The 20,565-nt window shown below is 73.1% G+C and carries 18 protein-coding genes; 8 read left to right on the forward strand and 10 right to left on the reverse strand.

The window, feature by feature from the left end:
• Positions 1-2: 2 nt before the first annotated feature.
• From ACWIX6_RS22125 to ACWIX6_RS22135, 3 genes are read right to left on the reverse strand one after another with little or no spacing between them, the layout of a single operon-like run.
• Positions 3-1,124, reverse strand: a complete 1,122-nt coding sequence (locus ACWIX6_RS22125; RefSeq protein WP_448614597.1) for a hypothetical protein — start codon at positions 1,122-1,124, stop codon at positions 3-5.
• The gene (locus ACWIX6_RS22130) at positions 1,111-2,265 is read right to left on the reverse strand and encodes a glycosyltransferase family 4 protein (RefSeq protein ID WP_448614598.1); all 1,155 of its coding nucleotides are present in this window, start codon (positions 2,263-2,265) and stop codon (positions 1,111-1,113) included. Before ACWIX6_RS22130 ends, ACWIX6_RS22125 begins: the two co-directional genes overlap by 14 nt.
• A complete protein-coding gene (locus ACWIX6_RS22135) occupies positions 2,262-3,392 on the reverse strand; it encodes a glycosyltransferase family 4 protein (RefSeq protein WP_448614599.1) in 1,131 nt (376 codons plus the stop codon). Before ACWIX6_RS22135 ends, ACWIX6_RS22130 begins: the two co-directional genes overlap by 4 nt.
• Positions 3,393-3,744: 352 nt before the next feature.
• Between ACWIX6_RS22135 and ACWIX6_RS22140 the strand changes: the two genes are divergently transcribed.
• Positions 3,745-5,088 carry a hypothetical protein gene (locus ACWIX6_RS22140; RefSeq protein ID WP_448614600.1) on the forward strand — a complete coding sequence of 448 codons (1,344 nt, stop codon included), beginning with the start codon at positions 3,745-3,747 and terminating at the stop codon, positions 5,086-5,088.
• Between the two features lie 1,012 nt (positions 5,089-6,100).
• Complete coding sequence (locus ACWIX6_RS22145; RefSeq protein WP_448614601.1) at positions 6,101-7,429, forward strand: hypothetical protein; 1,329 nt, start codon at positions 6,101-6,103, stop codon at positions 7,427-7,429.
• A gap of 76 nt (positions 7,430-7,505) precedes the next feature.
• Here ACWIX6_RS22145 and ACWIX6_RS22150 read toward each other — a convergent pair whose 3' ends face one another.
• Together ACWIX6_RS22150 and ACWIX6_RS22155 are read right to left on the reverse strand one after the other, a co-directional pair.
• Positions 7,506-8,561, reverse strand: coding sequence for a glycosyltransferase family 2 protein (locus tag ACWIX6_RS22150; RefSeq protein ID WP_448614602.1), 1,056 nt, complete (start codon positions 8,559-8,561; stop codon positions 7,506-7,508).
• 5 nt (positions 8,562-8,566) lie between these two features.
• Positions 8,567-10,144 carry a sugar transferase gene (locus tag ACWIX6_RS22155; RefSeq protein ID WP_448614603.1) on the reverse strand — a complete coding sequence of 526 codons (1,578 nt, stop codon included), beginning with the start codon at positions 10,142-10,144 and terminating at the stop codon, positions 8,567-8,569.
• A 481-nt stretch (positions 10,145-10,625) separates the two neighbouring features.
• Here ACWIX6_RS22155 and ACWIX6_RS22160 point away from each other — a divergent pair, with 481 nt between their 5' ends.
• Positions 10,626-11,732 carry an LCP family protein gene (locus ACWIX6_RS22160; RefSeq protein ID WP_448614604.1) on the forward strand — a complete coding sequence of 369 codons (1,107 nt, stop codon included), beginning with the start codon at positions 10,626-10,628 and terminating at the stop codon, positions 11,730-11,732.
• Here the strand turns inward: ACWIX6_RS22160 and ACWIX6_RS22165 are convergent.
• The 3 genes from ACWIX6_RS22165 to ACWIX6_RS22175 form a co-directional block, all read right to left on the reverse strand.
• Positions 11,722-11,955 carry a hypothetical protein gene (locus ACWIX6_RS22165; protein WP_448614605.1) on the reverse strand — a complete coding sequence of 78 codons (234 nt, stop codon included), beginning with the start codon at positions 11,953-11,955 and terminating at the stop codon, positions 11,722-11,724. The genes ACWIX6_RS22160 and ACWIX6_RS22165 overlap by 11 nt on opposite strands.
• Positions 11,956-12,115: 160 nt before the next feature.
• Positions 12,116-12,268, reverse strand: coding sequence for a hypothetical protein (locus tag ACWIX6_RS22170; RefSeq protein WP_448614606.1), 153 nt, complete (start codon positions 12,266-12,268; stop codon positions 12,116-12,118).
• 501 nt (positions 12,269-12,769) lie between these two features.
• Positions 12,770-13,513 carry a 3'(2'),5'-bisphosphate nucleotidase CysQ gene (locus tag ACWIX6_RS22175; RefSeq protein WP_448614607.1) on the reverse strand — a complete coding sequence of 248 codons (744 nt, stop codon included), beginning with the start codon at positions 13,511-13,513 and terminating at the stop codon, positions 12,770-12,772.
• Positions 13,514-13,680: 167 nt separating this feature from the next.
• Here ACWIX6_RS22175 and ACWIX6_RS22180 point away from each other — a divergent pair, with 167 nt between their 5' ends.
• The 4 genes from ACWIX6_RS22180 (at position 13,681) to ACWIX6_RS22195 (ending at position 17,766) form a co-directional block, all read left to right on the forward strand.
• Positions 13,681-13,854, forward strand: coding sequence for a hypothetical protein (locus tag ACWIX6_RS22180; RefSeq protein WP_448614608.1), 174 nt, complete (start codon positions 13,681-13,683; stop codon positions 13,852-13,854).
• A 96-nt stretch (positions 13,855-13,950) separates the two neighbouring features.
• Positions 13,951-14,961, forward strand: coding sequence for a glycosyltransferase (locus tag ACWIX6_RS22185; RefSeq protein WP_448614609.1), 1,011 nt, complete (start codon positions 13,951-13,953; stop codon positions 14,959-14,961).
• Positions 14,962-14,979: 18 nt separating this feature from the next.
• Positions 14,980-16,152 (forward strand): glycosyltransferase family 2 protein, encoded by a 1,173-nt coding sequence (locus ACWIX6_RS22190; RefSeq protein ID WP_448614610.1) that lies wholly within the window; start codon positions 14,980-14,982, stop codon positions 16,150-16,152.
• Positions 16,153-16,155: 3 nt separating this feature from the next.
• Positions 16,156-17,766, forward strand: a complete 1,611-nt coding sequence (locus tag ACWIX6_RS22195; protein ID WP_448614611.1) for a glycosyltransferase — start codon at positions 16,156-16,158, stop codon at positions 17,764-17,766.
• 33 nt (positions 17,767-17,799) lie between these two features.
• Here the strand turns inward: ACWIX6_RS22195 and ACWIX6_RS22200 are convergent, their stop codons facing one another.
• Positions 17,800-18,570, reverse strand: a complete 771-nt coding sequence (locus ACWIX6_RS22200) for an SGNH/GDSL hydrolase family protein (protein ID WP_448614612.1) — start codon at positions 18,568-18,570, stop codon at positions 17,800-17,802.
• Positions 18,571-18,716: 146 nt separating this feature from the next.
• On the opposite strand from ACWIX6_RS22200, the gene ACWIX6_RS22205 reads away from it, so the two are divergent.
• On the forward strand, positions 18,717-19,316 hold the full coding sequence (locus ACWIX6_RS22205; protein WP_448614613.1) for an arsenate reductase/protein-tyrosine-phosphatase family protein: 600 nt from the start codon (positions 18,717-18,719) through the stop codon (positions 19,314-19,316).
• Between the two features lie 28 nt (positions 19,317-19,344).
• On the opposite strand, the gene ACWIX6_RS22210 is transcribed toward ACWIX6_RS22205, so the two are convergent.
• Complete coding sequence (locus ACWIX6_RS22210; protein WP_448614614.1) at positions 19,345-19,980, reverse strand: arsenate reductase/protein-tyrosine-phosphatase family protein; 636 nt, start codon at positions 19,978-19,980, stop codon at positions 19,345-19,347.
• Between the last annotated feature and the right edge of the window lie 585 nt (positions 19,981-20,565).

Genomic DNA, 20,565 nt, shown 5'->3' on the forward strand with positions numbered 1-20,565 from the left:
AGTCACTGGTCCGCGGCCCACCGTCCGTAGGCCTGGGCCTCGGGCGCCCGCGGGTAGTACGGCCGTTCGGCATCCGGACCGCTCAGCCGCGGGTCGATCCGGAGGTTGCCGCCGCCGTCCTGCAGCCCCGGGTCGTCGTCCAGGACGCCGGCCGAGTCCCAGCTCACGTTGTCGCGGACGACGTTGTCGGTCCCGTCCAGCTGGAACGCGGTCACGCTGTTCCGGCCCTCGGCACTGCCGACCATGATGCTGTTCTCGACCGTGACCCCGGAGGCCTCCCAGGCGAGCTGCACGTTCGAGGGGCCCTGGTTGTCCACCATGGTCACGTACCGGATCACGATGTTGCCGACCTCACCGTCGCCCTCGTCGGCGGTGCCCACCTTGACGGCCCGGCCGTTGTCGCTGTGCGCGAGGATGCTCCGCTCCAGGACCCCGCCCCCGGTGCCGCAGTTGAGGTAGATCAGATGGTCCTGGTTGTTGTCGTTGGTCGGCTTCGTGTCGTGGACGTAGAGGCCGCTGAGCGTGAAGTCCTCGGGCTCACCGGCGACGAGCAGCGCGGCGGTCGACCTGGCGCCCCACAGCTCCGCGTCGGCGAACCGCCAGCCCACACCGCCGGTGAGCTTGACCATGTGGTCGCTGTCCCCGTTGTCGTCGTCCCAGGTCACGTTGACCCCGCGGACGTCCCACCAGTCCAGGTCCTCGAGCCAGAGGAGACCGACGACCAGCGGGCGCGCCCCATCGGCGGCGACGACCTGCACGGGGGCGTCCTCCCTGCCCGGGCGGACCTCCACCTCGACGTTCTCCCGGTACCGTCCGTCGGCGACCGTGAGCCGGTCGCCGGGCCGCAACTGCTCGATGGCGTGCTGCAGGGTGCGCCACGGGTCGTCCGGAGAACCGCTCGCCTCGTCGTCCCCGTCGGGGGAGACCGCGTACTCCTCCCCGACGATCGGCGGCGCCGTGGGCTCGGTCGGCCTGCTCACGACCGGCCCGCCGCCGGGCTGCTCCCCTCCGCGCGATGTGAGCAGCACGATGCCGATCACCGCCAGCGCGACGACGGTGAGGACCAGGAACGCCCTGGCGGATCGTCGACCCAGCCAGCCGCGCGACGGGTCAGGAACGGGCATCGGCAGCCGACCTGAACAGCTCCACGTACCGGGCGGCCGCGTCGTCCCAGCCACCCAGGGCGGTCGAGGCCGCCGCCTGCCGGGCCCGGCGGGCAGCCGCCGGGTCGACGAGCAGGGCGCTGACCGCGCCGGCGAGGTCGGCGTCGGTGCTGCCGACCCGCAGGTGCTCGCCGGTCCCGTGGCCCCTCCCCGACTCCACCGACGCGACCACCGGGCACCCGGCGCTCACCGCCTCGGCCACGGTGTTCTTGGTGCCGCGACCGGTGCGCCCGGGGTAGAGCGCGAGCTGGGCCCGGGCGAAGACCGCCCCGACGTCCGGTACGTCGCCGAGGACCTGCACGCCTGGCCCGGCGAGCGCCTGCACGTCCGGCACGGGTCGGCGTCCGGCGAGCAGCACCCGCACGTCGGGCACCTCCTCGCGCACGAGCGGCAGCACGTCGCGCACCAGACGGTTCACCGCCTCGACGTTGGGGGGGTAGTCCAGCGTCCCGACGAAGGCGATCGTGTTCGGGTCGGGCGCCACGGCGTCCCCCGCCGGTGCGACCCGGCTGATGCCGTTCGGGATGGCGACGACGTTGCCGCCGGTCCGCGCGCGCAGGCGCTCCGCGTCGGCGGGGTTGACCACGACGACGGCCGCCGCCCGGCGGCCGGCCAGCATCTCCAGCCGCCGGGCCCGCCGGGCCTGGAGTCGGTCGTACCAGGCCGACGGACCCGAACGCCCGTGCGCGCGCTCGGTCCAGTAGTCGGACCACGGGTCCACCTCGTTGGCGACCACGGGGCCGGACGCCCTGCTCAGCAGGAGGAAGGTGTGCAGTCCGTGCAGGTAGGTGACGTCGCTGCGGCTCAGCCAGTCCTGGAGGTCGGCGCGGTGGCCCGCCCGCTGCCAGGACGCCCGGGGCAGCCTGGTGGCGGGCTGGGCGAGCAGCGCGACACGGCCGTCGCGCAGCGACAGGGGCAGGACCCGTCCGGCGCGCGCGAGCACGGCCGGGTCCACGGCGCCGGGGCGGTCGGCGAAGTAGGCGAGGTCGAGCTCGACGTCGTCCGGCAGCCGGCGGAGGACCTCGGCCGTGATCATGGTCGACCCGTTGCCGTGCACCGGGTCGGTGGTGGGCGGGCTCTCCGCGACGACGAGCAGCCTCATGCGCGCGAGGACCTCCGCGAGCGCCGACCGCGGGCGGCGACGTCCGCGTACTCCTGCACCATCCGCCGGGCCAGCACGGGCCGGTCGTACGCCTCCTGGGCGCGGGCCCGGGCACTGGCCCCCATCCGGACGCGGCCGTCGGCGTCGCGGACCAGCTCCTCCAGGGCGTCGGCCAGGGCTCCGGGGTCGTGACTGGGCACGACCCGGCCGTCGACCCCGTCCCGGACGACGTCGGAGTTGGCGCCGACGTCGGTCACCACGACGGGGAGGCCACTGGCCATCGCCTCGAGGATGGCGATCGGCTGCCCCTCCCAGTGCGACGGCAGGACGAAGAGCTGCGCGCGCTGCAGCAGGCGGGCCACCTCGTCCGGTGGCTGGGAGCCGAGCAGTCGGACGGGCAGGCCGGAGGCCGCGATCCGCTGCCGGAGCTCGTCCGCCTGCGCCTCCCCCACCTCGTGCCCACCGCCGACCACGTCGAGCGGCAGGGTGACGCCGCGGTCCCGGAGCAGCTCCAGTGCCGCCACGAGGTCGTGCATCCCCTTCCGGCGACTGAGCGTGCCCACGTACACGGCCACGGGCGGCTGCACTGACGGGTCGGCGGCCGCGTAGGCCGATGCGTCCACCGCGTTGTGCACGGTCGCCACGGACAGCTCGGGCACCAGCGCCCGCAGGGCCCGTTCACCCGGAGCGGCGACGGTGAGCACGCGGTGGGTGGCCGCCCGGAGCAGCCGCAGCAGCACCCGGTAGGCGCGGGTGGGCTGGAAGGCCTCCTCCTGCCCGGAGTTGAGCCGGCCGGAGTGCACGTGGCAGAGCACACCGGCACCGGCCAGGCGCCCGGCGCCGCACAGGGCGAGCGCCCGGACGAGGGGGAGCACGGGCAGCAGCGCCGTCTGGACGTGGACGACGTCGGCGGAACGCGCGGCGCGGAAGCAACGGACGGCGTCCTCGACGGCGTGGCGGGCGTTCTCCACCGAGAGCACTCCCGCCGACCGCTCTGCCTGACGTGTCACGTTCAGCAGTCGGTAGTCCACCTGGCGGGTAAGGTCACCGTCGCCCAAGAGGTTGGCCATGAACGAGGCGATCCCGCCCCGCGCTGGGGCGGCCTGGCCCACGAGGACGACCTCCACCCGACGATCGGCCCTCGCATGCACAGACGTACCTCCATAGTGTGGCATTCGCGCGCAGGACCGGAGATGCCATGCGGTCTCGGTATCCTAAGGGCCGAGAGGAGGCCCTTCGTCCACAGCATCGTCACCGTTCCGTGCAGCGCAGGCCACCTCGCCGGTGCCCCGGAGCCGTGGACCCGACGAGCGCACCGACGGCAACGCACCGCACCAGGCGGTCCCCGGTCGCTCTCCCTGAGCATCGATGCCCAGTGGCCACCCCATCCTCCCACTCCCTGCCAACGACCTCCTCGACCCGGTTCGCGGACCTGCACCCCAGGAGCATGAACTGAGCACCGTCCACAGCCCCAGCACCATGCGCCCGTCCGGCTCGATGCGCCGGATCATGGCCGAGCTACGGCGCTTCGCCTTGCCGGTGCTCACCCTCGCCCTCTGCGCGGCAGCCATCGCGGCTCTCGTCACCCAGCGGACCCCGACCGAGCACCAGTCCCGCGTCACGATGGTCGTGCAGACCAGCGCGGGGGCCAACGACACCGAGACGCTGGTGCGCACCATGATCGCCCTCGTCAACAGCGAGGTGGTGGGCGAGGCGCTGCGCGAGCGGGTGAGCTCGCCGCTGCCCGCCGACGAGATCGCGGCGAGCCTGAGCGTGGAGCGGCCGCCGGGGTCGTCGGTGCTGACCGTCACCTACGTCGACGTCGACGCGGCACGCAGCATCGCGACCGCCCAGGCCATCCTGCCCGTCTTCCAGGAGCAGGTGACGCGGCTGGAGGCCGGCCAGGCCGGCCAGCTGGCTCCCAACTACGCCATCCAGCCGTGGGGCGGGGGCACGGTGCTGACCACCGAGATGCCCTCCCCGATCCTGCGCAACGCTCTGATCGCGGCCCTGCTCGGGCTGATCATCGGCGTCATCGGCGCCGTGCTCTACCGCCAGCAGCACCGTCTGGTCGGCGGCGTCCAGGACGCCGAGGAGGCCACCGGCCTGCCCGCCCTCGCCCTCGCCGGCCCGGTGACCACCGACCGCAAGCGCTCGCTGGTCCACCCGGCCGACGTCATGGACGCCCTGACCAGCACGCTGCCCGCGGCGCTGGGCACCCGGGGCGTCCCCCGGCGCACGCTGCTGATCGCTCCCGAGTCCGGCAACCGGCGTTCCGCGTTCGTCGTGCAGTTCGCCCGGTCGCTGGCCCAGGGCGACGGCCCCGTGGTCCTCGTCGACGCAGACCTCGAGACCGGCCGGCTCACCCGCCACCTGGGGCTGAACAAGTCCGTGGGCCTGGCCGAGTGCGTCCGCGGCGACCTCACGCCGGACGAGGCGCTCGTCTTCGCCGAGGAGGGCCCCGCCGCGGGGCTGACGGTGCTGCCCGCGGGACTCGACCTCCCCGTGCGATCCGGTTCTGCGGGTCACGCGCTGTCGCAGCTCGATGCCGGGGCGCGGGTGGTCGTCGATGCGCCCATCCCCTCCCGGCACCAGAGTCTCGGGGTCCTGCTCCGGAACGCCGACGCCGTCCTGGTCCTGGTGACCGTCGGCACCACCAGCGTCACGGACGCGTCCCAGCTGACGGCGCTCGTCGGCTCCCTGTCCGACATCCCGGCCGTCACGGTCGTGCTCAGCGACCGGCCGGAGCAGCCCTCCAGCCGGCTGGCGACCCGGGCCCTCGTCCCGACCGAGCCCAGCAGGGCAGCAACCCTCCCCGCCTGACGGGGAGCTCACCGAACGAGCGCGGCGCGGGACCGGTCCGGTCCCGCGCCGCGCTCGTTCGCGCACCACCACACAGCCCACCCCCCCCCCCGTCGGACGGCCCGTGTCCGCACCGGCTGTGCTGCTCGCCCGGTCGGCAGACCGGACGTGACTGAGGGCGGGTGCACGCTGCGGCTGCCCTCCGCGCCCGGGCATCGGCCCGCGGAGCCACGTCTGCCGACCTCGGACCGCCCCGGCAGCACGGCAGCCCGGGCCGACCCTGTGACTCGTGTGACTCGGGTGACTGGTGCGCTCACGACCTGCACATCACGGAATGTGACCACCGGTCCAGTAGCACGCCGTAACGGCGACACTCCGCTCCGTGCGCGGCAGCAGAACCTGCGCTTTTGTCCTGAGGACGCCCACAGGGCGCCTTTTTCAGTGACGATCCGTGACACCTGCATCACGGACCGGTCACAGATCCCGGCTCTCGTCCCTTCCCTGCCTGCCGTCCCGGCCGTACGGTTCTGCCCAGCGACAGGCCAGAGCAGCCCTCCAGCCGGCTGGCAGACCGGTCCCTCGTACGGACCGGGCCCAGCAGAGCAGCAACCCTCCCCGCCACGGCGGGTTCCTCCGAACGGACACGACGTGTGACCGGCCACCGGTCCCACGCCGTGTTCGAGGGTGCCCTGGTCGCGTCGTCCTTCCCCGACCAGCCAGTGCACCAGGAGATCCCGGCATGGGCCGACACTGCCCCGTCAGCGTTGAGCAGCAGGACGACGACGCACCCCACCGGGTTCCCCATCGGCGTGCCGCCGGCACACCGGTACCCCCCGCCGCCGACAGCCGGCCCCGTCGCGGTCGACTCGTCGCAGCAGGTGCCTGCGCGGTCCTCGCACTCGTCGCCGTCCCCGGCGGCCCGGCGGAGGCGCTCCTCGCCGGAAAGCTCCGGTCCACCGGCCCCCAGGCGGGGCTCACGATCGCCGAGCGCCCCGCCGGCGACCAGGTCAGCCGGGCCCAGCGGGTCCAGGGCGTGCAGGGCGTCCCGGGCGTCCCGGGCGTCGCGGACCCGACCGCGGCCGGTACCGCGGCCGGCGCCACCACGGCCGCCCCGCCGGCCGGCGGCGGCACCCTCACCATCGACCAGCTGGTCGTCGGAGCCATCACCGCCGGCTCGGTGACCATCGCGAACTCCGCCCCGGGCACCACCGCCGCGGGCACCACCACCGCCCCGGGGACGACCGCCGCAGGGACCACCAGCAGCGCGCCCAGCACGACCGCCGGCAGCACCTCCGCGGCCGCGGGTAGCACGAGCTCGTCGTCGACCTCACGGTCCTCGACCTCGTCGACCTCCGCGACCTCCACGTCGTCCGCCCCGGCTACCGTGGCGGCCGTGGCCCCGCAGACCAACGCCGGGGCGGGCATGCTCGCCTCGGTCGCCTCGCTGCCCACGTCCGGCACCGCGTGGACGACGCTGCTGAGCGCCGCCAACGACCAGTCCGGCGGCGTGGACCTGGTGAACCAGGACAACACCCACTCCGCCCGGACGCTGGCCGCCGCGCTCGTCTACGCCCGCACCGGGGACGCCGCCCAGCGCGCCGCGGTGGTCAGCAGCCTGCAGCGCCTGCCCGGCGCCTCGCTCAGCGGCGCCCGCGCCCTCTCGGTGGGCCGCCAGCTGGGTGGCTACGCCATCGCTGCGGACCTGGTCGGCTACCGCGACGCCGCCTTCCGGTCCTGGATCGGCGGGATGCGGACGAAGGACTTCGGCAACCACGGCCGCTGGGTGACCCTCACCGGCACGAGCGAGGACAGCCCCAGCAACTGGGGGGCCTGGGCCATGGCCAGCAGGATCGCGATCAGCGCCTACCTGGGCGACACCACCGACCTGCACCGGGCGGCCGTCGTCTTCCGCGGGTTCGTCGGCGACCGGGGTTCCTACGCCGGCTTCCGGCACACCAATGCCTACGACCCGGCCTGGAGCTGCGGCGAGGCGACCTGGACGCCGATCAACGCGGCGTGCGGGGCCAAGGGCGGCGCCATCGTCGAGGACATCAGCCGCAGCGGCGCGTACCCCTCCATCGACGCCACCGGGCTGACCTACTCGTGGGAGGTCCTGGGCGGGGCCACGATGAGCGCCCGGCTGCTCGAGCGGGCCGGCTACACCGACGTGTGGTCGTGGGGCAACAAGGGGCTGCTGCGCGCGGCCACCTTCCTCCGGGACAACGGCGGCTACGCGCCCCGGTACAGCGTCAACCAGTACATCCCGCACGAGATCAACGCCGCGTACGGCGTGAGCCTCGGCCCGGTCGCCTCCAAGGCCGGCTTCGGCCGCCAGTTCGGCTTCAGCGACTGGCTCGGCTGACCACTGCACGACACGACGGCGGCCCGGGTCCTCGAGGACCCGGGCCGCCGTCGTGTCGTCAGCGCGGAGTGCTCCGTCAGCGCGGGGTGCTGAGGTCCGTCCGGCCGCGGCCGCGGACCACGTCCCGCACGGTCTCCGTGACGCCCTGCCAGAAACCCAGCCCCCAGCCGACGTGCATGGCCGCGAAGGCCGGCGCGACCCAGGGCCGGGCCTCCTCGTCCAGCTCGGCCGCGGTCCGCCGGCTGGCCAGCCCGAGCGCCACCGCGTACGGCAGCACCATGGCGGCCGCACGGGCGGGGTGCCGCGGCGCCGTGACGGCGGCCAGGGCCAGCTCGGCCACCAGGGCCGGCGCCATCAGGTGCCGCACCCGCAGGGACGCCGGGTGCAGCCGGGCGACCCGGACCTTGCCCGACCCGTAGCGCTTGTACTGCCGGTACAGGTCGCCGATGGTCTGCCGGGACTCCCAGTCGATCCGCAGCTCGGGGTCGAAGAGCAGGTCCCGGCCGGACTCGCGCACCCGGTAGTCGAACTCGAAGTCCTGGTTCACCCGCAGCCGCTCGTCCCAGCCGCCCAGCTCCCGGATCACCGAGAGCGGGTAGGCGCCGAACGGGACGTGCTCCACGGTCCGCACCGTGGTGCCGTGGTGGTACGTCGAGCCGCCCACGCCGAAGCGGGAGGCCATGGCGGCGGCGATGGCCCGGCCGGCGGCGGTGCGGCCCACGCCGTCCTTGCGGCCACCCACGCCGCCCCACTGGCCGGTGACCAGGTGCCGGACGGCCCGCTCGACGTACTCCGGGGGCACGGTGGCGTGCGCGTCGACGCGCACCAGCCACGGCCCCTCGGCGGCGGCGACGGCCATGTTGAGCGACACCGGGATGACCCGCTGGGGGTTGATCAGCAGCTGCACACGGGGGTCGGCGTCGCCGATCTCCTTGACGATGCTCGCGGTCTCGTCGTCCGAGGCGCCGTCGACCACGATGATCTGCAGGTTGCGGTGCGTCTGCGCCTGGATGGACGCGACGCAGTCGCGGATGGACCGTTCCTCGTTGCGCGCCGGGATGACGACGGTCACCAGCTCGGCGGAGATGTCGACGGACGGGGCGGCCGCCGGATCGGCGGTCGGGTGGGTCATGTGCTCTACCTGCCTGCTGCTCGGATGACCTGGGAGAAGGTGCGGAGGAGGATCTTGACGTCCTCCCAGAGGGACCAGTTCTCGATGTAGTAGTTGTCGAAGCGCGCCCGGTCGGCGATCGAGGTGTCGCCGCGGAGGCCCTGCACCTGCGCCGTGCCGGTGAGGCCGGCGGGCACCCGGTGCCGGGCCATGTAGCGCGGGAACTGACGGGTGAACTCGTCGACGAAGTAGGGCCGCTCCGGCCGCGGGCCGACCAGGCTCATGTCGCCGCGGAGGATGTTCCACAACTGCGGGAGCTCGTCCAGCGAGGTGCGGCGCAGCCACTTGCCCACGAAGGTGAGCCGGTCGTCGTGCGCGATGTTCCAGTTCTGCGCGGACTCGATCGCGCTGGCCGGGCGCAGCGAGGTGAACTTGAGCAGGGTGAACGGCCGGCCGTCGAGGCCCACCCGCTCCTGCTGGAAGAGGATCGGCGAGCCGATGTTGATCCGCACGGCCAGCGCGCAGACGGCCAGGACCGGCGCGAGCAGGGCGATGGCGAAGACCGAGAAGGCGATGTCGGTGAGCCGCTTGAGCCGCCACATGAGGCTGCGGAACGGCGCCCGGCGCATGCGCACCAGCGGGATGCCCCAGACCAGCTCCATGTCACGGGCGGTCGAGTGCACCTCGTAGAAGCGCGGGACGAAGAGGATCTCGACGTCCAGCCGGTCACAGGTGCGCAGCACGTCGACGACGGAGGCCTCACGGGCCGAGCCGAAGGCCACGATGATGTGGTCGACGTCGAGCGAGGTGACGACCTCGGCGAGGTCGCTGTTGCCGCCCAGGTGGGGCACCGGCCAGTCGTCCAGTGCCAGCAGGGGGTCGTCGTCCAGGAAGCCGATCGGGTCGAGACCGATCTCCTGCCGGTCGATGAGGGTGCGGGCCAGCAGACCGGCCACCTCCCCGCCACCCATGATCAGGGTCCGGTGCCGCATCCGGCCCGACGCGCGGGCGTACCGGGCGAGGGCGAAGGCGACGGCCCGCGCCAGGACCAGGGTCCCGGCGAACGCGGCCGTGAACCAGAGGATGTACCGGCTGGCCCACTGGTCCCCCCACACGCCGATGACGGTGGCGAGGGCTCCGGCCAGGATGGTCCGGCCGACGAGGCTCGGGACCTCGTCGAGGACCGACAGGTACAGCTTCGAGCGGTAGAGACCCCCGTTGGCGAAGAGCAGCACGGTGAGCGCGAATGCGGCGAGGACCACCTGCCACCTGGTGGAGGGGACCACCAGCCACGCCAGCCCGGCGGCGGTCGCGTCGGTGGCGACCAGGGCGGTGGCCCAGATCGCCTGCTGGCTCGTCCGGCGCTGCTCTGCCCGTCGCTCGCGCTCCCGCTCGACAAGAGCGGGGACAGCCGGCCCTCCGAGGAGCGGAGACGGCTCCGGTGGTGTCTCGGTGGTGCGAGATGCCAGCCGGGACCATCTCAGATCTAGATCGGCCACGCTGTCCTTCCCCCTGGTCGTGTCGCGGAAGGTGCAGCATGGCAATGCCGCACACGGAGCGCAACCATCTGGGCACCCGTCACCTGTTCGTGCGACGGGGCTCATACGGTTCGATGACGGAGCGTGCTCACAGAGCTCCGATGCGTCGTGCGCCTCGGGTGGGGTAGCCGCCGCAGCGGTCGCCAAAACGCGTTCCGGCCGTGGGCTCACTCTCCCTCGGGCGGGAGCCGCCGGTCGCCTCACCCCGCGCGCCGGTCCAGGTCACGCCTCCGACCAGCGACGACGGGCCGTCCGCGGGCCCGCGGAGCCCGGCAGCCGGCCGCCCCGACCCGACGACCTCGCCGCACCGGTGGTCACATCAGCCCCTCCCGCCACACGGGCCCGCAATCCCCGCGAGACGCCCCCGCGGGGTCGACGGACGTGGTCGGACGACCCGCGGTGAACGTGGTTGCTGCCGTTCCGCTTCCTTATGACTGCGGAGTGTCACAGACAGTCGCCCGCCCGGGTGGATTGCGTCGTCACTCATGGTGTTCGTCCCGGCGATCGAGGACCGTGGGTCACGATCACCACGGGAACGAGGAGGACGATGTCTGCGCCGAGCACCGCGGGTCCGGTCCAGGAGCCGGTCGACAGGGCCGCACCGCCGGCGCCGTCCACCGACCCGGAGCCGACCGTCCGGCCGCGCCGCGCGTGGCGCCGGGCCCTCCTCGTCCTGGGCACGCTCGGGCTCGTCGCCGCGCTGGCGATCGGGAGCGGCACCTTCTACCTGGCCAACCGGTACGGGGGGAACATCGACCGGGTCGGCGACGTCTTCGCCGGCCTCAGTGAGCAGGCGCGGCCTGCGGCGCCGACGCCGGCCGAGCAGTCCACGGCGAAGGCCGACCCGGTCACCTTCCTGCTGGTGGGGTCGGACACCCGGGCGGACGTCGCCCAGGGCGAACTGCCCGACGCCCGCTCGGACGCGATCATGATCGCCCGGTTCGCGGCCGACCGGCGGCACGCCCAGGTGGTGTCCATCCCGCGGGACTCGTGGGTCGACGTCCCCGGCCACGGGATGAGCAAGATCAACGCGGCGTACGCCTACGGCGGTCCCACACTGCTGATCCAGACGGTCGAGCAGCTGACCGGCGTCCGGATCGACCACTACGCGGCCATCGACTTCGACGGGCTGATCCAGGTGACCGACGACCTGGGCGGCGTCGACGTCGTGGTGTCCGAGACGACCAGCAACGGGCCGTACACGTTCACCGCCGGGAGCAACCACCTCGACGGCGACCAGGCGCGCTGGTACGTGGGCCAGCGGTACGACCTCCCGGGTGGCGACTTCGACCGGGTGCGCCGGCAGCAGAACTACCTGCGCGCCATGTTCGGGAAGCTCTTCAGCCAGGACGTCTTCACCAGCCCCGGCAAGCTCGACGCCACCCTGCTCTCGGTGACCGACGCCGTCGCCATCGACGACGGACTGAGCAACGGCGGCCTGGTGTCCCTGGCCTACTCCATGCGCGACCTGCGGCCCGACGACGTCGAGTTCTTCACCGCGCCGGTCCTCGGCACCGGCCGGGAGGGCCCGGCCAGCGTCGTCTACCTGGACCAGGTGGCCGGCCAGCGGATGTGGGGCTACCTGCAGACGGACTCGCTGGGTCAGAACGCCGACGACTTCGCCGACGAGGCGCTGCCCGAGGTCACGAACTGAACCCGCTGGCCGCGGATTCGGTCGATCCCTCGCTGCGCCGACCGGCCCGCACGGACACCAGCCGGTCCACCAGGGACCACCGCCGGCGCCGCGGCACCGGGCGGGTGCGACCGGACGGCGTCCAGCACTGTCGCTTGGCGATGCACGAGGAGACGGTGAAGGCGAGCGTGGCCAACGCCGTCGCGACACCCCAGCAGACCAGCAGCCATCCCCACCACGCCATCGGATCGTCCTGACCGTCGCGCCGCACCGTCCGCGACAAGGTGCACGACCACCTGCCGCCAGGCAAGCCCGCCCTTCCTGGAACGGCGCGCGTCGGGGCGCAGCGTGAGGTCGGACGAACGGCGTGCGACGAGCCGGAACGGAGTGCTGGGGCCCGGCCGTCAGCCGGCCCCGTCGAGCGCCTCGAGGAGCTGGTCGGTGAGCTCGGGGCGGCAGACGAGCAGGTCGGGGAGGTAGGGGTCGGGGCGGTTGTACCGCAGCGGCGAGCCGTCGAGCCGGCTGGCGTGCAGGCCGCAGGCACGTGCGTCGGCCACCGGAGCCGCGGAGTCCCACTCGTACTGCCCGCCCGCGTGGACCCAGCCGCTGGGAACCACGTGCGCCAGCCGGGCACCGCCCGACCGTCAGAGGCCCAGCCGCCGGGACCCGCGAGACGGGCGCCGGAAGCGACGGTCCGGCGGATTGGACCCCTGTGGTGGGACCGGGGCGTCACCTGGCACGCCCAGCGGTGACGGGCGTTCCTCGATTTCCATCAGCAGCGGCTCGGTGTACCAGGAACGGGTCGCCCGTCGGCGCTTGCCCGCGGTGCAGGCGCCGCAAAAGACCAAGGTGCTCAGCGCAGCTGCGGCGCCCCACCAGATGACCAGCCATTCCCACCACGCCATCGGCGTCGTCCCTGATTCTCGTGCTCGCCGCGTTGGCGGAACGCTTCACGAACCGGCAGGTCCACGACAGAGTCCGTCTACGTGCCCGGGCGCGTCGCATCGCACGGTGATTCGCGCCCAGCGATGTGCGACGCATTCGTCCGCAACGCGCTCTCAACCCACCCGGCGCAGCGTCTCCAGGAGCTGGTCGGTGAGCTCGGGGCGGCAGACGAGCAGGTCGGGGAGGTAGGGGTCGGGGCGGTTGTACCGCAGCGGCGAGCCGTCGAGCCGGCTGGCGTGCAGGCCGCAGGCCCGTGCGACGGCCACCGGAGCCGCGGAGTCCCACTCGTACTGCCCGCCGGCGTGCAGGTAGGCGTCGGCCAGGCCGCGGACCACGGCCATCGTCTTGGCACCGGCGGACCCCAGGGGCACCAACCGGGCGCCCAGCCGGGCGGCGACCCCGGTGACCAGGGCGGGGGGCCGGCTGCGGCTGAGGGTCAGCCGCAGCGGTCCCTCGGGTCGGGCCGGCACCCGCGGGGGCACGGCCGTGCTCAGCGTCAGGCCCTCGGCGGGCAGCGCGACCGCGCCGGCGACGAGCCCACCGTGCTCCCAGAGGGCGACGTGCACCCCCCAGTCGCCGCGGCCGGGCTCGCCGAACTCGCGGGTGCCGTCGAGCGGGTCGACGATCCAGACCCGGTCGGACACCAGCCGGATCGGGTCGTCGGCACCCTCCTCGGAGAGGACGGCGTCGTCCGGGCGCTCGGCGGCCAGCCGGTCGACCAGGAACCGGTGTGCCTCGCCGTCCCCCGCGGCCTTCCTCGCCGCGGCGTCCGGATGGTCCCCGGCGCGGACGCCGAGCAGCAGGGCTCCGGCGTCCTCCGCCAGCGATGCCGCCAGCTCGTGGTCCGATGCGGTCAACGGTGGTCCTCCAACGGCGACGGTCGTGGGCACGTCCTGACACCACCTCGGCGCCGGGAGGCCGGCCCGGTGGACATCATCGTGCACGGACGACCGTCCAGCCCCACTGGTCTCCCGGGTTCGGCGAGGTCCCCGGCACCGACCGCGGACGGCTCCAGGATGCCCGCATGACCTTCGTCCTCGGAGCCACCTGGCTGGCGCTCAACGTGTGGGTCGCCGAGAACCTCGACGTGCTCGCCACCATCGCCACCTGTGGGATCGCGGCGCGGGTGCGGGGCTCCGTCCCGGCGGCCGGCGACGCCCCGGTCGCCTCGATCCCGGACGGCCCGCGGGCGCACTGACCCGTCGGGGTCGCCGTCCCGCCTTGCCCCGACGAGCCCCGACAAAGAGCCCGCGGAAGGACTCGACGTCGCAGGCGTGACGGCTAACCTTCTCGCGTGCGGGACCACGTCGAGGTGCAACCGCCCAGGTTCTCCTCCGTTCCGTGGCCCGAGCCGAGAACCGACACGGGGACCCCCTCCACGACAGTGGTGATCCCGACGCACAACCGCCGCCGGCTCCTGGAGCGGACGCTGCTCTCGGTGCTCCGCCAGGAGGGCGTCGACCTGGACGTGGTGGTGGTCGATGACGGCGGCACCGACGGCACGTGGCAGGCCCTCAACCACCACGGGCTGGCGAACGTCCGCGTCATCCGGCACGAGCACAGCCGCGGCGTGTCCGCGGCCCGGAATGCTGGCCTGGCAGCGGCCCGATCCCCGCACGTCGCCTTCGTGGACGACGACGACATCTGGGCACCGCGCAAGCTCGCCGCGCAGCTCGCGGCGCTCCGGAAGGGAGGCGGCACACGCTGGTGCTGCGTCGGTGCGGTCCACGTGGACGCCGAGCTCACACCGCTCTGCTACCGCCCGACCCCGGTGCCGGGTGATCTCTGTACGGCTCTGCGGAGTCGCAATGCCATTCCCGGCGGCGGATCCGGCGTCCTGGTGGAGACGGACCTGGCCCGGGAGGTCGGCGGGTTCGACGAGTCGATGTCGATCCTCGCCGACTGGGAGTTCTACCTACGCCTGAGTCGCCGGTCTCCGGTCGTGGCCGTCGACGAGCCGCTGCTGGGCTACTACGTCCACGCCGACAGCATGTACCACGACCCGCTCGGCCTGTTGCACGAGTTGCTGTACATGGAGAGGAAGCACGGCGACCTGGACGGCGCCGGGAGGTTCGAACTCGACCACGGCTTCTGGTACATGCGGCTGGCAGGCATGGCAAACCGCCTCGGCGACCGACGGTCGATGGTGCGGCTGCTCGCGCAAGGCCTGGTGCGGCGCGGTCCGGCCCCTCTCCTCGGCGCCGTCCGGCGGAAGATCCAACGATCCGGTCCACCCCTCGACCGGTCCGTGGCCGAGATCGACCAGGCCGAGCTGACCTGGCTGACGGCCTATCAGGGCCTGTGATCCGTGGACAGCGGAACGATGGCCCTCGGGCCATCCCGGCCCGAGCGGTTCGCCGAGGTGGTCCACGTGCGTCTGGGGGCCGGCGAGCAGCCTGGTCCGAGCGTCGCCCCGGGGATGAGAGCGCTGGTCGTCCTCTGGGACGACGACCGACCGGTGGGGCAGGTCCGGATCCTGCCCGACGACGACCCGGTAACCGTCCTGAGCGGTCCCCCGCCGACGCCCACGACGTCGCCGGCCGAGGGTGCATCAGGCAGGGCCCGCGCCACGGTCAGCGTGGTGATCTGCACCAGGGACCGACCCGGCGAGCTGGCGCGGTGCCTCGACAGCCTGCCGCGTCAGCGACGGCCCCCCGACGAGGTGATCGTGGTGGACAACGCCTCGCGCGGCGACGAGACGCGTGAGGTGGCCGGGCGCGCCGGCGTCCGTTACGTCCGGGAGGACCGGCCAGGTCTGGACGTCGCCCGGAACACCGGGCTGCTGGCCGCGCGGTCGGAGATCGTGGCCTACACCGACGACGACACGGAGTTGCACCCGGGCTGGCTGGAGCACCTCGCCGGCGCCTTTGATCGCGATGACGTCCTGGCCGTCACCGGCCTGGTGCTCCCCGCCAGCCTGGACACCGAGGCCCAGTGGACCTTCGAGACGGAGTGGGGCTTCGGCCGCGGGTTCACCCGCACCGACTTCGGGCCCGACTTCTACCGCCGCACCCGCTCGCGCGGGACGCCGGCCTGGAAGATCGGGGCGGGAGCCAACATGGCCTTCCGGCGGACGGTCGTCGACGAGGTCGGCCTCTTCGACGAACGACTGGACGTCGGAGCCGCCGGCTGCTCGGGCGACTCGGAGTACTGGTACCGAATCCTGGCGGCGGGGTGGACCTGCCGGTACGAACCGTCCGCGGTGGTCTTCCACCACCACCGGCGACAGGTGGACGGTCTGCGCAGGCAGATCTTCCACTACATGCGCGGCCACGTCGCCGCCCTCCTCGTCCAGTACGAGCGGACCGGCGACGTCGGCAACCTGTTCCGCGTGTTCATCTGGCTGCCGCTGTCCTACGGCCGGAAGCTGCTCGGCCGGCTCCTGGGCCGGCGTCCGGCCGGGTCGACCCTCGACCAGGAGGTGCTGGGCTCGATTGCCGGCGTCGGTTACTACCTGTGGACGCGTGCCGCCCGACGGCCACGCGCAGGGTCCTGATCGATGGGCCCCAGCGTGTCGGTGGTGATCACGACGTACGACCACGCGCACTTCCTCGACGCCGCCCTGTCCAGCGTTGCGGCCCAGAGCCGCCCCGTCGACGAGGTCATCGTCGTAGACGACGGCTCCACCGACGACCCCGGCGCCGTCGTGGCCGGCTGGCCCGAGGTCATGCTCATCCGCCAGGACAACCGCGGCCTGGCAGCGGCGCGCAACACCGGGCTGCGCGCCGCGCGGTCCTCCTTCGTGCTGTTCCTCGACGCGGACGACCTGCTGACCCCGGTCGCCGTCGCGGCCGGGTTGGCCTGCTTCGACCGCCATCCCAACGCCGCCCTCGTCTACGGCGCGCACCGGCGGATCGACGTGGAGGGCGCGCCGATCGGCGGTCGACGGTACGAGCCGGTGACGGGGGACCCGCTCGCGGGCCTGCTCACGGGCAACCTGATCGCCATGCACGCGACCGTGCTGTACCGACGGGACGTCCTCCTCGCCTCAGGCGGCTTCGACGAGCGCCTGCGGCTCTGCGAGGACTACGACGTCTACCTCCGCCTGGCCCGGTCCCACCCGCTGGCCTCCCACCCGGTAGAGACCGCGCTGTACCGGTGGCACGGCGACAACATGTCCGCCCGCTCCCGGACCATGCTCAGGGCCGTACTGGCCCTGCACCGGGCCCATCGGCCCGATGCGCCGCGGACCTCGGACACCGCCCGCGCGTGGCGGACCGGACGCCGGAGTTGGCGCAGGTACTACGCCCAGGAGGTCCTGGCCGTCGCACGGGCGGCAGGACGCCGACCCGCGTCCGGTGCGCTGTCGGCGGGCCGGCTGGCACCGCGCTGGCTGGTCCGGTCGGTAGCAGCGCGGGCTGCGCGGCAACTCGCGGACGTCCTGCCGGGCCCGCTGGGCAGGACGGTGGGCCGCGCACTGCCGGAAGGCCGGTCCCGGCCGCTGGGACGGGTCCGGCTGGGCGACCTCGACCGGGTCGCCCCGGTGAGCGCGGACTTCGGGTGGGACCGAGGCACCCCGGTCGACCGCTTCTACGTCGAGCGCTTCCTGCACCGTTCCGCGGAGGACGTCCGCGGGCACGTCCTCGAGGTCGGGGACGCCAGCTACTCTCGCCGGTTCGGCGCCGACCGCATCGAGGTCCAGGACGTCCTGCACGTCACCGGCAGCCCGGACGCGACGATCGTGGGCGACCTGAGCACGGCCGGTGTGCTGCCGGAGTCGACCTTCGACTGCGTCGTCCTCACCCAAACCCTGCACCTGGTCTACGACATGCCGACTGCTGTGGCGCACCTGCACGCCTCGCTGCGGCCCGGCGGTGTCCTCCTCCTCACCGTGCCGGGCATCAGCCAACTCGACCGCGGCGAGTGGGGGTCGACCTGGTTCTGGTCCCTGACGCCGGCGTCAGCCCAGCGGCTGCTCGGCGACGTCTTCGGCGACGAGGCCGTGTCCGTCGAGGCCCACGGCAACGCCTACGCCGCCACGACCTTTCTGCAGGGACTGGCTGTGGAGGAAGTCGACACCCGCAAGCTCGAGGCCCGGGACCCGGCCTACCCGGTGGTCGTCACCGCGCGCGCGCAGAAGCTGCGCACCGACCCGATGCCCGCCGGCTGATCCACCACCGGCTGGTCCCGGCGAGTGCACCGGTCATTCGTTCGCGCCGGCCGCGACGGCGAGCGCTGACGGGAACTCCTGGGCAAGGCGGTCGGCCAGCACCCGGTGGCCTGCCGAGGTGGGATGGACCCCGTCGGCCCAGAGCGTGGCGTCGTCGACCGCCAGCCAGTCCGCCGGGTCGATGAACGGGATGCCCCGGGCGACCGCAGCCGCTCGGACCGCGTCCTTGGTGGTCTGGATGGCCGCTGCGTTGAGGTCCGGGACGAACGGGGCTCCGAGGGCGATGATGTGGGCGTCAGGCGCCGACTCCCAGATGGCGTCGAACGTCGCACCGGCCGACTGCTCGATGTCCGCCCGGTCGGCCCGCCGGTCGTTGATGCCGCCCTGGACCAGCACGACGTCGGGCTGAGCGGCCACCGCCTGCGGAACCAGGTCGAGGAACCCGCCGGGGCTCCCGGTCGTGTACCCGGCGCCCTCGCCGGCACTGACGGCCAGCGTCAGGCCCAGGCCCTCGGCCAGCAGCTCGGCGAAGCCCTGGTCGGGGGTGTCCGCGCCCGTACCCGTGGAGTACTCGTCCCCGAGGACGGCGAGCGATTCCGGCGCGTCCGGGGTCGGAGTGGCTGAGGTCGGGGCAGGCGTCGACGTGGACGGCTCGCCGGCGTCCGGGCGCGACGGAACTACGGGGCTTTCCGCGGACACCTCGCCACGGTTAATCGCGATGGGCGTGAGCACGACGAGAGCGACGAGGCCGACGACCATGACGATGGTCGCCCACAAGGGCGGGCGTTCCAAACCGCCGAACATGGTGCCGGAGGCTACGCGACCGTCAGGGACCCGGTGGGCCCGGAGCAGCGCGGCTGGAGGTGGTGATCCTCCCCGCGCTCCCCCGTCCGGGTGACCGGACGGCTCGACCAGGCGTCGGGACGGCCAACCGTTCCTACCGTCACACCATGCGGTTGTTGTTCGTGTGCACGGGCAACATCTGCCGTTCCCCCGTGGCCGCTGCCCTGATGGCCACCTGGGTCGCCGCGGAGCTGGGGCAGCAGTCGGCCGAGGTGCTCATCGACAGTGCCGGGGTCGCCGCAGCCGTCGGCCGGCCGATGGACACCGACAGCTGCTGGGCGCTCGGCCAGGTCGGTGGAGATCCCGAGCGGCTGGGGGAGCATCGAGCACGCCGGCTGGTCGAGAGCGACATCGACTGCGCCGACCTCGTCCTGACGATGACCCGGGGGCACCGCCGCACCGTGCTCGGCATGGCGCCGCGGGCACTGAAGCGCACGTTCACAGTTCCCGAGGCCGCCGCACTCCTCGAGTCGGTGGAGGCGTCGTCCATCGGTCAGCTGCCGCTCGAGGCGCGAGCCGGCGAGCTGGCGTTCCGCTTGAACGCTGCCCGGGCCCGTCGCCGGGTCAGCGACGGTGACGACATGCCCGACCCCATCGGTCGGCCCGCCGAAGTCCACCTCGACGTTGCGGCGCGCATCGCGCTCGATCTCCGTCCCTTGGCCGAGGTCCTGTTCAGCCCCCTGCCCGCTGTCGTCGACAGGCCGTGACCCTGACCCGGGAGCTCGGCCACGACAACTAGGAACGTGTCACGGCCGACCGCCGGGAGGCGTCGTGCGCCGACACCAACCTGTCCAGGATCGGTATGAGGGACTTGGCGATCAGCTCGCCCACGTGCTGGTGCACGTCAAGCGGCTGCCCGATGGGATCCGGGACGTCATCGGCCGAGCCGGACGTCCGACGGGCTCTCACGCCCGACAACTGCTTGACCAACGCGCGGCACCGGTCGGCGGAGGTCTTGCCAGGGAGCGGGCCGTCCCGGTCGACGAGCCCAACCAGGTCGGCGGCCTCGCGCAGCGTGAAGGTACGGGACAGAGCCCGCGGCGCAGCGCTCAACACAGCCCTGCGATGGGCCCGGGTGAGGGTCAGGGTGAGGTCGGCGTCGATGGCCATGTCGTCCAACAGCTGCCTGGCGGAGAACCCAGTCGGGTCGCCCCCGAGACCGGCGAGAACCAGGGCGGTCTTGCGGTGTACGCCCGACCCGACGACCGCCTGGGTTCCTGCACTACGGAGCACGACGGTCGAAGCGTCAGCACCTAGCGCGTCGTCGAGGTAGGCGCGCGAGAGTCGCTCAGCAAGCGCGGACCGGCAGATGTTCCCGGTGCACACGAACAACACCGTGAACGTGGGGTCGGGAGACCAGTGCCGGGCCATCTGTCCAGTGTCCCCCGGTGATGCCGGCGGCACCCTGACCGATAATTCAGCAGGTACCTGTATCACGGACTAGGGCGCCCGCCGTCCTCGACGGGGCGGAACGTCACAGGTCAATGCCTGGGCACCGAAGGTGCTGGGACTGGTCTGTGGAAGGCCAGCGATGCCCGGCGCGACGATCATGCGCTGTGCAAGTTGGAGGACTAGCGCTCAGCCTCTGGCCTGCAGCGGCGCGCCGGACCCGCCAGCGACTGAGGTGCAACCCGATGCGACCGGGCGCAGCGCTTCCGACTATGGGGACAGGAACCCGCCAGTCAGACGCCTGCTCCGTCATAACCAACCCTCCGCTCGCAGTGGGTGCCTCCGCCGGAGCCGGCAAAGCAACGGCTACCGCTACCCCCACCCCGTAAGACCTGCAGGACGGGGAAGTCGAGGACGTCAGCGGTGCGCTCGAAGGCCCCCTTATCGAGTCACTGCCCCCAGCCGGCCGCCATCTAGCAGGTCAGCCCTGATGTACTGAAGGCTCCAGCCGCTTCAGCGGAGCACCGGACCCAAGCCAAGCATCCTGTAGCCGCGCCGACTGCAGCC

Source organism: Modestobacter sp. URMC 112 (assembly GCF_053502575.1).

Coding starts and splice junctions, on each gene's coding strand:
- ACWIX6_RS22140 (WP_448614600.1), top strand. CDS start 3,745: ATGCGCCCGTCCGGCTCGATGCGCCGGATCATGGCCGAGCTACGGCGC.
- ACWIX6_RS22200 (WP_448614612.1), bottom strand. CDS start 18,570: ATGTTCGGCGGTTTGGAACGCCCGCCCTTGTGGGCGACCATCGTCATG.
- ACWIX6_RS22205 (WP_448614613.1), top strand. CDS start 18,717: ATGCGGTTGTTGTTCGTGTGCACGGGCAACATCTGCCGTTCCCCCGTG.
- ACWIX6_RS22130 (WP_448614598.1), bottom strand. CDS start 2,265: ATGAGGCTGCTCGTCGTCGCGGAGAGCCCGCCCACCACCGACCCGGTG.
- ACWIX6_RS22150 (WP_448614602.1), bottom strand. CDS start 8,561: ATGACCCACCCGACCGCCGATCCGGCGGCCGCCCCGTCCGTCGACATC.
- ACWIX6_RS22195 (WP_448614611.1), top strand. CDS start 16,156: ATGGGCCCCAGCGTGTCGGTGGTGATCACGACGTACGACCACGCGCAC.
- ACWIX6_RS22155 (WP_448614603.1), bottom strand. CDS start 10,144: ATGAGCCCCGTCGCACGAACAGGTGACGGGTGCCCAGATGGTTGCGCT.
- ACWIX6_RS22180 (WP_448614608.1), top strand. CDS start 13,681: ATGACCTTCGTCCTCGGAGCCACCTGGCTGGCGCTCAACGTGTGGGTC.
- ACWIX6_RS22165 (WP_448614605.1), bottom strand. CDS start 11,955: ATGGCGTGGTGGGGATGGCTGCTGGTCTGCTGGGGTGTCGCGACGGCG.
- ACWIX6_RS22210 (WP_448614614.1), bottom strand. CDS start 19,980: ATGGCCCGGCACTGGTCTCCCGACCCCACGTTCACGGTGTTGTTCGTG.
- ACWIX6_RS22190 (WP_448614610.1), top strand. CDS start 14,980: ATGGCCCTCGGGCCATCCCGGCCCGAGCGGTTCGCCGAGGTGGTCCAC.
- ACWIX6_RS22160 (WP_448614604.1), top strand. CDS start 10,626: ATGTCTGCGCCGAGCACCGCGGGTCCGGTCCAGGAGCCGGTCGACAGG.
- ACWIX6_RS22125 (WP_448614597.1), bottom strand. CDS start 1,124: ATGCCCGTTCCTGACCCGTCGCGCGGCTGGCTGGGTCGACGATCCGCC.